14 protein-coding genes are annotated in these 11810 nt (G+C 42.0%); 5 read left to right on the top strand and 9 right to left on the bottom strand.

The window, feature by feature from the left end; genetic code table 11:
* Positions 1–91: 91 nt before the first annotated feature.
* The 7 genes from BKL49_RS03570 to hflD all read right to left on the bottom strand — a co-directional run bounded on the left by BKL49_RS03570 (position 92) and on the right by hflD (position 6607).
* Complete coding sequence (locus BKL49_RS03570; protein ID WP_077423253.1) at positions 92–1273, bottom strand: glutathionylspermidine synthase family protein; 1182 nt, start codon at positions 1271–1273, stop codon at positions 92–94.
* 1 nt (position 1274) lies between these two features.
* Complete coding sequence (locus BKL49_RS03575) at positions 1275–1886, bottom strand: hypothetical protein (protein ID WP_077423254.1); 612 nt, start codon at positions 1884–1886, stop codon at positions 1275–1277.
* The gene (locus BKL49_RS03580; RefSeq protein WP_077423255.1) at positions 1883–2587 is read right to left on the bottom strand and encodes an HAD-IA family hydrolase; all 705 of its coding nucleotides are present in this window, start codon (positions 2585–2587) and stop codon (positions 1883–1885) included. The genes BKL49_RS03575 and BKL49_RS03580 overlap by 4 nt, the downstream gene beginning before the upstream one ends.
* The gene (locus BKL49_RS03585) at positions 2588–3007 is read right to left on the bottom strand and encodes a DUF2251 domain-containing protein (protein ID WP_077423256.1); all 420 of its coding nucleotides are present in this window, start codon (positions 3005–3007) and stop codon (positions 2588–2590) included.
* Positions 3008–3086: 79 nt separating this feature from the next.
* Positions 3087–4397, bottom strand: coding sequence for a phosphopyruvate hydratase (gene eno / locus BKL49_RS03590; protein ID WP_077423257.1), 1311 nt, complete (start codon positions 4395–4397; stop codon positions 3087–3089).
* A 191-nt stretch (positions 4398–4588) separates the two neighbouring features.
* A complete protein-coding gene (gene purB / locus BKL49_RS03595) occupies positions 4589–5956 on the bottom strand; it encodes an adenylosuccinate lyase (RefSeq protein WP_077423258.1) in 1368 nt (455 codons plus the stop codon).
* Positions 5957–5989: 33 nt separating this feature from the next.
* A complete protein-coding gene (hflD, locus tag BKL49_RS03600) occupies positions 5990–6607 on the bottom strand; it encodes a high frequency lysogenization protein HflD (protein ID WP_077423259.1) in 618 nt (205 codons plus the stop codon).
* Positions 6608–6756: 149 nt separating this feature from the next.
* On the opposite strand from hflD, the gene trpS reads away from it, so the two are divergent.
* Together trpS and BKL49_RS03610 are read left to right on the top strand one after the other, a co-directional pair.
* A complete protein-coding gene (gene trpS / locus BKL49_RS03605; protein ID WP_077423260.1) occupies positions 6757–7761 on the top strand; it encodes a tryptophan--tRNA ligase in 1005 nt (334 codons plus the stop codon).
* Positions 7762–7783: 22 nt separating this feature from the next.
* Positions 7784–8074, top strand: a complete 291-nt coding sequence (locus BKL49_RS03610; protein ID WP_077423261.1) for a YfcZ/YiiS family protein — start codon at positions 7784–7786, stop codon at positions 8072–8074.
* 50 nt (positions 8075–8124) lie between these two features.
* Here BKL49_RS03610 and BKL49_RS03615 read toward each other — a convergent pair whose 3' ends face one another.
* Both BKL49_RS03615 and BKL49_RS03620 read right to left on the bottom strand, forming a co-directional pair.
* A complete protein-coding gene (locus tag BKL49_RS03615) occupies positions 8125–8289 on the bottom strand; it encodes a DUF1232 domain-containing protein (RefSeq protein ID WP_077423262.1) in 165 nt (54 codons plus the stop codon).
* 9 nt (positions 8290–8298) lie between these two features.
* Positions 8299–8559 carry a YfhL family 4Fe-4S dicluster ferredoxin gene (locus BKL49_RS03620; RefSeq protein ID WP_077423263.1) on the bottom strand — a complete coding sequence of 87 codons (261 nt, stop codon included), beginning with the start codon at positions 8557–8559 and terminating at the stop codon, positions 8299–8301.
* An 83-nt stretch (positions 8560–8642) separates the two neighbouring features.
* Here BKL49_RS03620 and BKL49_RS03625 point away from each other — a divergent pair, with 83 nt between their 5' ends.
* The 3 genes from BKL49_RS03625 to fbaA all read left to right on the top strand — a co-directional run bounded on the left by BKL49_RS03625 (position 8643) and on the right by fbaA (position 11789).
* Positions 8643–9365: a ribonuclease T2 family protein gene (locus tag BKL49_RS03625; RefSeq protein ID WP_077423264.1), complete on the top strand. Its 723-nt coding sequence runs from the start codon at positions 8643–8645 to the stop codon at positions 9363–9365.
* A gap of 91 nt (positions 9366–9456) precedes the next feature.
* Entirely contained in the window at positions 9457–10620 is a 1164-nt protein-coding gene (pgk, locus tag BKL49_RS03630; protein WP_077423265.1) for a phosphoglycerate kinase, read from the top strand.
* An 89-nt stretch (positions 10621–10709) separates the two neighbouring features.
* Positions 10710–11789: a class II fructose-bisphosphate aldolase gene (gene fbaA / locus BKL49_RS03635; protein ID WP_077423266.1), complete on the top strand. Its 1080-nt coding sequence runs from the start codon at positions 10710–10712 to the stop codon at positions 11787–11789.
* Positions 11790–11810 lie beyond the last annotated feature (21 nt).

Genomic DNA, 11810 nt, shown 5'->3' on the forward strand with positions numbered 1-11810 from the left:
TATTGTAGGACGCCGTACTTTTTTAACACAGACGTGAGAGAGCTCATCCCTATCGTTTGCATTATTTCGCTTTGTGCATTTACTACATAATTTACGGTACAAAATAGTGCGGTACAAAATGGCTATCATTGCCTGTAACGGCGGTAAAATCTTCCCGTAATCCCATACCACAGGCTACATCACCAATCACCCAAGATCCGATAACCGGATACATTCCATCAAAGTTTGGGAGTTCAAATTTTTGTTGGTAAATATAGCCGGCGGTATCGTAAAATGCGGAGTGTTCGCTACCTTTGGCGGCAAATTCTACGCCGTTGTTTTTTTCATAATAGAACACATTTGCCCCTTCTCGACCAAGTAACGGTTTTTTCACCCAAATGGCTTTTCTATCGGTAATATCAAATTTGTTAAAATAGGCAGGAAGTAGATTAGGATGGTTCGGATAACGTTGCCATAATTTTGCCAATAAGGCCTTATTACTTAATAGCATTTTCCAAGCCGGTTCAATGAAATGTGTTTTTGCCGTTGGAAGATGTTGAGCAAATTCCGCTCCACTTAGCCACTCCAAGGGATAAAGTTTAAATAGCATTTCGATTGGGGCATCGTTGAGATCCACAAATTCTTGGCTTTCTTTGTTATACCCGATATCTTCCACCGCAAGCTGATGAATATTCCAGCCGGCATTGTAAGCGACATCGGCAAGATAATCTAAATTGCCCCAGTCTTCTCGCCCTGCCTCTTGCATTGCGGCAAAGTAAAAATCGGCTTTACCGCTTTGCTGTTTGAGGAAAGTAAAATGCTTGAGCAATTCTTCGTGAATCCAGTTGAATTGATCACGATGTGATAAACCTTCAATTTGTTCCAACCATTGCCATTGCACTACCGCCGCTTCTAATAAGGAAGTTGGTGTGTCGGCGTTATATTCAAACATTTTCAAATTTTCGCCGTCATAGCCAAAATCAAAACGCCCGTATAAATAAGGGGATTGTTTTCGCCACGAATCCTCAATCAACTGTTTTTGTAAATCGGTAAAACGATAATAGCTATAATCACCCAGCTTGATTTCATCGGCAACAAAATCCAAACACATTGAATGAAGTTCATTTGTGCTGTCTTCAATACGATCGATTTCCGCGAGGGTAAATTCATAGGCGACATTATCCGACCAGTAATGTGAACCATCACTTGAAGGCAGATTGTAATAATCAAAGCCAACATCTAATAGCTGCTGCACCATATCAGAACGGGTTGGAAAACCGCTAACACGTTTCATTTTAGCCTCCACTACTGCGGTTTGAACTGCTTGGGGAGGTGAAACCGCCGCGAGAAATCGGTTTGCTGTTCATACTGCCGACATTCCCTTTTACTAACATCGGTTTACCCACAGAACGGTTGGTTTGCGGTTGAATCACTTGTCCTGTCGGCGTGGAAACCGCACGATTGCTTGGGTGATAACTCGGGCCTAAAAAATTGCTGATGGCACGTGCCGCCATATATCCCATTACACCGCCGGCAATGGCAGCCCCTAAAGAGGGATCATTACTTTCCACATTAGCGGTTGTTTCTGCTCCGCTATTATTGAGCGAATTTTCTTGATTTGCATTTTGCCATTCATTTCCTGCATTTGTATTGTCGCTATTATTGCGCAAACCTAAACCGGAAAGTGATGGGTTGTTTTGCGCCGATGTTGTTTGTTGATTTCCATTCATCGGTGCAGTTTGTGCATTTTCAGTGTTTTTATCCGCTTCACATAACTCAATTTTTTTCCAGTCAGCAAGGCAATCTTCAAGAGAATGATAGACATCGCGTTGTACTTCTTCTTCCGAGCAGCCGCCAAGTAAAGCGACAATGGAAAGGGTAACAAGAATTTGATTTTTCTTTTTCATAGTTTAAGGAGTTCGGTTAATTGATTGATTTCTAAAGTAGGTAAAAGGGTTGCTTCGGCAAAAGCCGACAGTGTTTTTTCCGACAAATTAATCCAAACCGCTTGGCAACCGGCTTGAATTGCCCCTTGTACATCCGTTGTAAGGTTGTCGCCAACGTGCAAAATTTCTTGGGGGGTGACATTGAAATAATCTGCCGTTTGGTGGAATAAATCCTCGTGTGGTTTTGCTCTGCCGTGTTCACCGCCACGCAAAATAAGATCAAAGGGGGGTAAGCCAATAAGCGAGGGATCAACATTTCCGTTGGTAATCACACTGAGCTTATAATCTTTTTTTAAGGCATTCAAAACCACAGATGTTTCTTGAGGAAGATGAATTTGATGTCGCCAATATAAAAATTCCTGCATTGCAAGGGGTAAAGTGCGGTCAATTTCAGCGGAGTTTTTGCCTTTTTTAATCAGCAATTGACGCAATGTTTCTTTACGCCATTCCGTCACATCTTCGCTTAGCAATGGATTTTCCAAGGCAATTTTCTCTTTTTGCTCAAGCCATTCTTTTTCGAGAGTGGGGCATTGAGTGAGATCTTGCACGTATTGTAAAAACTTTGCCACCGCAGTGCGAATGACTTCACGGTTATCATAAAGGGTATCATCCAAATCAAAGCTGATGACTTTAAACGGTTGGAGGTTACGGTAAAATTTCATTTATTTAATCGTTGGTACGCCGAGCCATTGTTCGGCTTTGTCATTGGTAAGTTCTTCCCGTGTCCACATACTCATTAAATCAGGTTGTGGATATTTGCTGCTGTTGTAACCGACCAAGCGGGCAAAATCAAAAACGGCGTGTGGATAACCATTAATCAACAGTAATGCCAAATAACCACTTTCATCCCAACAAATTTCCAATTTACGGGCTTCGTGATGATTAGAGGTAGAATCCACATTATAAACGTGCAATACATCGACAATAGGTTGTCCGTTTTGACGCATATCAAGGGCATAAAAATAACCGGTTTCCCCGTCATCTTCAAACATCACGGCAAAGTGATCGTGCGCGGTGGAATGTGTGCCAACTTGTTTTGGCGTACCGAGAAAGAGTTCGTCTTCAAGGGTGAGATGGAGCATTTTCTTTCCTTAACATTAATAGAAAAACACCGCACTTTCTTTCAAAAGTGCGGTGTAGTTTAGTCTAAATCAACGAAAATTACGCTTGACCTTTAACCGCTTTTAAGCCCGGGAATGCAGCCGGTGTGCCTACACGCTCTAATGCTTCTTCAATACGGATTAATTGGTTGTATTTCGCAATACGGTCAGAACGGCTCATTGAACCGGTTTTGATTTGACCTGCTGCAGTACCTACTGCTAAATCCGCAATAGTCGCATCTTCGGTTTCACCTGAACGGTGGGAGATAACGGCGGTATAGCCTGCATCTTTCGCCATTTTGATAGCGGCTAAGGTTTCGGTTAAAGAACCGATTTGGTTGAATTTGATTAAGATTGAGTTTGCAATACCTTTTTCGATACCTTCTTTTAAGATTTTGGTATTGGTTACGAATAAGTCATCACCCACTAATTGAACACGGTCGCCCAATACTTTGGTTTGGTATGCAAAACCGTCCCAGTCAGATTCATCTTGACCGTCTTCAATAGACACAATTGGGTATTGTTTGGTTAATTCTTCAAGATAGTGAGTGAATTCTTCAGAAGTGAATGAACGACCTTCGCCTTTCATTTCATATTTGCCGGTTTCTTTGTTGTAGAACTCGGAAGAAGCACAGTCCATTGCTAAGGTAACATCTTTACCTAATACATAACCGGCTTTTTCAACCGCTTCTTTGATACAAGCCAAAGCGTCAGCATTGGAAGCAAGGTTTGGTGCGAAACCACCTTCGTCACCAACGGCTGTACTCATACCTTTTGCTTTTAATACTTTCGCTAAATTGTGGAAAACTTCCGCACCGATACGAAGTGCTTCACGTAAAGTTTTTGCACCAACCGGTTGAATCATAAATTCTTGAATATCAACGTTGTTGTCTGCGTGTTCACCACCGTTGATGATGTTCATCATTGGTAATGGCATAGAATATACGCCCGGTGTGCCGTTTAATTCGGCGATGTAAGCATAAAGTGGCAAACCTTTTGAAGCTGCCGCTGCTTTTGCGTTCGCTAAAGAAACCGCTAAGATTGCGTTCGCACCGAAGTTAGATTTATTTTCTGTGCCGTCTAAATCGATCATAATTTGGTCGATTTCAGCTTGATTTAATGCATCTTTACCCACTAATGCGTCTGCGATAGGGCCGTTTACGGCAGAAACTGCTTTTAAGACACCTTTGCCTAAGAAACGGGATTTGTCGCCATCACGTAATTCTAACGCTTCACGAGAACCGGTTGACGCACCGGATGGGGCAGCCGCAAGGCCTACAAAGCCACCTTCTAAATGAACTTCTGCTTCTACTGTTGGGTTACCGCGTGAGTCGATGATTTCACGGCCAATCACTTTAACGATTTTTGCCATTTTAGTTTTCCTCTTTAAGTTAATAAAAATATGTATTAGGCAAGCCTAAATCGGGGCGTATGATAAAGCTATTTTGCTTTTTTGTCTTGCAAAAAATACACTTGCTTTGATCTTCGTCTAATTTTGATTGTAATGAAAAAAGTGCGGTCAAAATTTTCTTTGAATTTTAACCGCACTTTTATCACTTTAAATTACAGCTTTTCCACTAACTGAACCGCTGCGCCAATATAGGTTGCCGGCGTAAGCTGTTGCAAGCGGGCTTTTTCTTCGGCAGGAATATCAAGTTTTTCCACAAACTCACGCATTGCCTGTTCATCCACACGTTTACCACGTGTGAGTTCTTTGAGTTTTTCATAAGGTTTTTCAATGCCATAACGGCGCATTACCGTTTGAATTGGTTCGGCAAGTACTTCCCAGTTTTGGTTGAGTTCATCACGCAAATGTGGTTCATTTACTTCTAATTTGCTAATCCCTTTGCGGGTTGCGGCATAAGCAATTAAGCAATAGCCCACGCCCACACCAAGGTTGCGTAATACGGTAGAATCCGTTAAATCACGTTGCCAACGGGAAATTGGCAATTTTTGCGCTAAGTGGGTCATCACGGCATTTGCCAAGCCGAGATTACCTTCGGAATTTTCAAAATCGATTGGGTTGACTTTGTGCGGCATAGTGGAAGACCCAATTTCGCCTGCAATAGTGCGTTGTTTGAAGTGATTTAAGGCGATATAGCCCCAAAGATCACGGTCAAAATCGATAATAATCGTGTTAAAACGCACCACTGCATCAAAGTATTCGGCGATGTAATCGTGCGGTTCAATTTGGGTTGTGTACGGATTCCAGTTTAGACCGAGTGAGGTAACAAATTCCTCACTGAATTTATGCCAATCAAGGTTTGGATAAGCGGATAGGTGGGCATTGTAATTTCCTACCGCACCGTTAATTTTGCCCAGAATGTCATTTTGTTGTAGTTGTTTGAATTGACGGCGTAAACGGTAAACCACATTTGCCATTTCTTTCCCAATGGTACTTGGTGAAGCCGGTTGCCCGTGTGTGCGTGAAAGCAACGGAATGGTTTTATATTCGTTTGCAAGATGAGTAATGTCATCAATGAGTTTTTGCCATTCCGGTAGAATCACGCTATCCCGTGCAGTTTTCAGCATTAATGCGTGAGAAAGATTGTTGATGTCTTCCGAAGTACAGGCGAAATGGATAAATTCGGCAACTTTTGCCAGTTCCGGCAAGGCTTCACTTTTTTCTTTTAAGAAATATTCCACCGCTTTTACATCGTGATTTGTCGTACGTTCAATTTCTTTAATACGTTCAGCATCTTTTAGACTAAACTCGCCAACAATTTTATTAAGGTAATCGTTTGCCTCTTGAGACAAAGCAGAAACCTCTTTAATTTCGGCGGTCGCCGCCAACTTTTGTAGCCAACGGACTTCAACGGTAACACGAAATTTGAGCAAGCCAAATTCGCTGAAAATATCACGAAGTGCGGTCGCTTTATCTTGATAGCGTCCGTCAATCGGGGAAATTGCAGTGAGTGCGGAAAGTTGCATAAAATACTCCGGTATTAAGAGATGTTGGTTAAATTAAATTGTTGAATAAATTTCTTTTGCCGCGTTGACTATTCGTCCACGAAAAAATAATAACTGCCACTTGCTGCCACCGACTTGTCGCCATAACACTGCGGCACGAATGCCGGCGAGTAAGCAAGCCCGAACTTTGTCCTGAATGCCCTGTTGTTGCAGATAATTCGCCTCGCCTACAATGTGAATTCTTCTGCCTAACGGGCTAATCACATCAATGTAAATATTCGCCATAATGGAAAGCATACGGGAATCAAGCAAATCATAATACGCCATTTGCTCCGGCAGGCGTTGAATACGTTGTGCCAGTTGAGCTTTGGCTGCTGCATTTTGGTTTAGACGACTTTCTAAGCCAAGCAAACTGCTCCAATAAGTCACAAGATTGCGATCATTTAGGGCGGTTAATTGTTCAATTAAAGTTTCCAAACCCAATTTCAAATGGCGGGCGTGTCCGTTAAAAACCGCAAGGGTATCGCTGGGTTGAATTTGCAAAAGTGAATGTAATGAAGTTTGAAAGGCATCTTGATAAATCACATCGCCTTTCATCGCAAGTTGATTGATGAGTGCGGCAGATTGGCAAACACCGGCGAGTGCCAGTGCCATATCGTGATAATTTTTCATAGAAACCGTGAATATAAGAATGTGATCAAATAGGCTAAATTTGCGTGCAATATAGCATTTTTGCAGGTTGTTTTGAACTCCCTCATTAAAAAAGCCCCTATCTTTTGATATGATAGCGGCAATTTACTTTTAAAGAAAAAGGACAACTTATGACAAAACCAATTGTTTTTAGTGGCGTACAACCTTCCGGTGAATTGACCATCGGTAACTATCTGGGGGCGTTGCGTAACTGGGTAAAAATGCAAGATGACTATGAGTGTATTTTCTGTGTGGTGGATTTACACGCCATTACCGTTCGCCAAGATCCGATCGCGCTTCGCAAAGCAACCCTTGATGTGGTGGCACTTTATTTGGCTTGTGGTATTGATCCGAATAAAGCAACCATTTTTGTGCAATCGCACGTGCCGGAACACGCTCAATTAGGTTGGGTATTAAATTGTTATACCTATTTTGGCGAAATGAGCCGAATGACCCAATTTAAAGATAAATCCGCCCGTTATGCGGAAAATATTAATGTGGGGTTGTTTGATTATCCGGTCTTAATGGCAGCGGATATTTTACTCTACCAAGCGAAAAGTGTGCCGGTGGGGGACGATCAAAAACAACATTTGGAAATCACCCGAGATATTGCCAACCGTTTCAACGCCCTTTACGGCAATATTTTCACCATTCCGGAAATCTTTATCGGCAAAGCGGGCGCGCGGATTATGTCGTTGCAAGATCCGGAAAAGAAAATGTCAAAATCTGATGACAATCGCAATAATGTCGTCACACTTTTGGAAGATCCAAAATCCGTTGCGAAAAAAATCAAACGTGCCGTTACGGATTCTGACGAACCGCCTGTTGTGCGTTACGATGTCAAAAATAAAGCCGGTGTATCGAATTTGTTGGATATTCTTTCTGCCGTTACAGATAAACCAATTGCCGATCTTGAAAAAGAATTTGAAGGCAAAATGTACGGACATTTAAAAACTGCCGTAGCCGATGAAGTATCTGCTTTACTCGCCGGTTTACAAGAACGTTTTAATGAATACCGAAATAACGAAGCCTTACTTGATGATGTTCTTCGTCAAGGTGCGACAAAAGCCCGTGCCAAAGCACAAGAAACATTAGCAAAAGTATATGAAGCGGTAGGCTTTGTAGCAGCAAAATAAAAATAAAATCATAGGAGTTAATATGGCCATTCAAACCGAAAAACCAATTGAATGCGTAGGTTGTAATACTTTTGATATGAAATCGTTATTTGATAATCGCGATTGCACACAAGAAATCAATTACCTTTATGATACCCAAGCACAGGCACAAACCGCACTGGACTTTTTTACTCAAAAAGCCCGTGAAGTAGAAAGCGAGCCTTGTGATATTCAGGCTGAAATTAGCTCAACGGAAGAGGGCTATTTGTTAAAGGCGGAATTTACATTTTGTTGCCAAGCAGAATTAGTGATCTTCCAAATGAAAATTGCTTAAATGAATACAAGTGCGGCTGATTTTCTCATCAAATTTCAACCGCACTTTCATCATTTAGAAAATAAGATTTTGATTAATAACCAAACCGCTGCGGCATCGTCCACCAAACCTAAAGGGCCAAGTAGGGCTTCCGGCAGAATATCAATAGGGCTAAATAGATAAATCAAAATCAGTATGACTTTGAGCAATTTGATTTTATTGAAACGGGAAAACACAAGGCAACCTCAAAGTTTATCGGCGTGGTGAATCATCACAAAACGTTCCCAAAGTTGTTCTTCCGTTTCTAGGTGTTCGGGATCTTTCTTAATGCAATTCGTAATCGGGCAAACTTTTTGGCAGGTTGGCGTGTCATAATGTCCGACACATTCGGTGCAAAGGGCGGGATCGATGACATAAATTTCATCACCGATAGAAATTGCCTCATTCGGGCATTCGGGCAGGCACATATCACAGTTTGTGCATTTATTGGTGATGAGTAACGCCATAATGATCCTTTGAATATGTCAAAAATAGAAAGCGGCGAATTATAGACGACAAATGTAGCCTTGACAAAAACTAAGCTAATTTTATGAAAAAACAGATTTCGACACTTTCCCTTATTTTTCTTGTGGCGTTGAGCCTTTGGCAATATTTTACCGAAGGGCAAAACACACATTCTTCTCAATCCACCTTGCAAAATGAGGTTTCTCAAACAGACAAAAGTGCGGTCAAAAATGAGGCTGTTTTTGCCGATTATGATGTTGCTTTGCGTGAGGACCCTATCGGACAAAATACCAATGCACCGGTGGATTATTATATGTTGGCACTTTCTTGGTCGCCGGGCTTTTGCCATTCTCAATATGAAAAATATGGCACTCAACTTCCCGCGGCTTCGCAATATCAATGTGAAATTAACCGCACTTTCGGTTGGGTGGTTCACGGCTTGTGGCCGCAAAATGCCAATGCCCGTTCGGTGGCGGACCATCCGCGTTTTTGCAAAGGTGATTTACCTGCCTTGCCACAATCAACGATAGCGCCTTATTTGAGCATTTCACCCGGTGCGAAATTGTTGCAGGGGGAATGGGAAAAACACGGCAGTTGTGCTTTTGACAGTGCGGAACAATATTTCGCCAAAGAACAGGAATTGTTTGATGCATTACGTTTACCAAAAGAAAATCTAAGCCGAAGTGAATTGTTCCGCTGGATGATACAACACAATCCCCAACTAAAAAATGCTTATCTTGGGGCAGCTCGTAATGAATTATTTATTTGTTATAACAAGCAATGGCAGGTGATAGATTGCCAAAAGTAATGCGGATTTCTTTGATCTAAATCGTTACAACCTAGTCATAACTGGGTATAATACGCCACGTTTTAATTTTAACTAACAAAGAGGATAGATTATGTCAGTAATCAAAATGACCGACTTGGATTTAGCGGGTAAACGTGTATTTATCCGTGCTGATCTTAATGTGCCGGTAAAAGACGGTAAAGTCACTTCTGATGCACGTATTCGTGCCACCATTCCTACTTTAAAATTAGCCCTTGAAAAAGGCGCAAAAGTGATGGTGACTTCCCACTTAGGTCGTCCGACCGAGGGTGAATTTAAACCTGAAGATTCTTTACAACCTGTTGTTGATTATTTGAATGAACACCTTGATGTGCCTGTGCGTTTAGTGCGTGATTACCTTAATGGCGTGGACGTGAAAGAAGGTGAAATCGTTGTTTTAGAAAACGTTCGCGTAAATAAAGGTGAAAAGAAAAACGATCCTGAATTAGGCAAAAAATATGCCGCACTTTGCGATGTTTTCGTGATGGACGCATTTGGTACGGCTCACCGTGCGCAGGCTTCAACTTACGGCGTAGCAGAATTTGCACCAATCGCTTGTGCAGGCCCGTTACTTGCTGCTGAATTAGATGCGTTAGGTAAAGCATTAAAAGAACCGGCTCGCCCAATGGTAGCAATTGTGGGTGGTTCTAAAGTGTCAACCAAATTAGAAGTATTAAACTCCCTTTCTAAAATTGCCGACCAAATTATTGTCGGTGGCGGTATTGCCAATACTTTCATTGCGGCGGCGGGTCATAATGTCGGTAAATCTTTATATGAAGAAGATTTAATTCCGGTTGCCAAAGAGTTGGCAGCAAGCACCGATATTCCTGTTCCTGTTGATGTGCGTGTGGGGACGGAATTCTCTGAAACCGCGCCTGCGACAGAAAAATCGGTTACAGAAGTAAAAGATGATGAATCTATCTTCGATATTGGTGATAAATCGGCAGAACAATTAGCCGAGATTATCAAAAATGCGAAAACCGTGTTATGGAATGGTCCGGTTGGCGTGTTTGAATTCCCGAATTTCCGCAAAGGAACAGAAATCATTTCTCACGCTATTGCAAACAGTGATGCGTTCTCAATCGCCGGTGGTGGTGATACATTGGCCGCTATCGATTTATTCGGTATTGCCGATAAAATTTCTTACATTTCAACCGGTGGTGGTGCATTCTTAGAATTTGTTGAAGGCAAAGTCTTACCGGCAGTGGAAATTCTTGAAAAACGTGCAAACGGTTAATTTTATTTTTCCCCTCTCTTTGTTAAGAGAGGGTTCTTCATTCTTCAACGGTGAGTATTAATTCACCCAGCACATAAGGAAAAAGCAAAATGGCTAAATTATTAGATATCGTAAAACCGGGCGTATTAACCGGTGATGATGTTCAAAAAGTATTCGCTTATGCGAAAGCGAACAATTTCGCAATCCCTGCGGTAAACTGCGTGGGTTCTGACTCTGTAAATGCGGTATTAGAAACGGCGGCGCGCGTAAAAGCACCGGTGATTATTCAATTCTCTAACGGTGGTGCGTCTTTCTATGCCGGTAAAGGTATCAAACCGACTTCCGGTACACGTGCGGATGTGTTAGGTGCAATCGCCGGGGCAAAACACGTTCACGCCCTTGCAGAAGAGTATGGCGTGCCGGTGATTCTTCACACCGACCACGCTGCTAAAAAATTACTTCCGTGGATTGACGGTTTACTTGATGCCGGTGAAAAACACTTTGCAGAAACAGGCAAACCATTATTCTCTTCCCATATGATCGATTTATCTGAAGAACCGATGGAAGAAAATATGGCAATCTGCCGTGAATACCTTGCCCGTATGAGCAAAATGGGAATGACCCTTGAAATCGAAATCGGTATCACCGGTGGGGAAGAAGACGGCGTAGATAACTCTGATGTAGATGAATCCCGTTTATATACCCAACCTTCAGACGTATTATACGTTTACGATCAATTAAATCCGGTTAGCCCTCGTTTCACTGTGGCGGCTGCATTTGGTAACGTACACGGTGTTTACAAACCGGGTAACGTAAAATTAAAACCGTCTATCTTGGGTGCGTCACAAGAATTCGTTTCTAAAGAACGTAATCTTCCGGCGAAATCAATCAACTTCGTGTTCCACGGCGGTTCCGGTTCTTCTCGTGAAGAAATCCGTGAAGCGATCAGCTATGGTGCAATCAAAATGAACATTGACACCGACACCCAATGGGCATCTTGGGACGGTATTTTAAACTTCTATAAAGCGAACGAAGCCTATCTTCAAGGTCAATTAGGTAACCCTGAAGGCCCTGACGCACCAAACAAAAAATACTACGATCCACGTGTTTGGTTACGTAAAATGGAAGAATCAATGTCTAAACGCTTAGAGCAATCTTTTGAAGACTTAAATTGTGTTGATGTTTTATAATCCACAAAAATAACATAAAAT

The organism is Rodentibacter myodis (assembly GCF_001999305.1).
GTDB lineage: Bacteria > Pseudomonadota > Gammaproteobacteria > Enterobacterales > Pasteurellaceae > Rodentibacter > Rodentibacter myodis.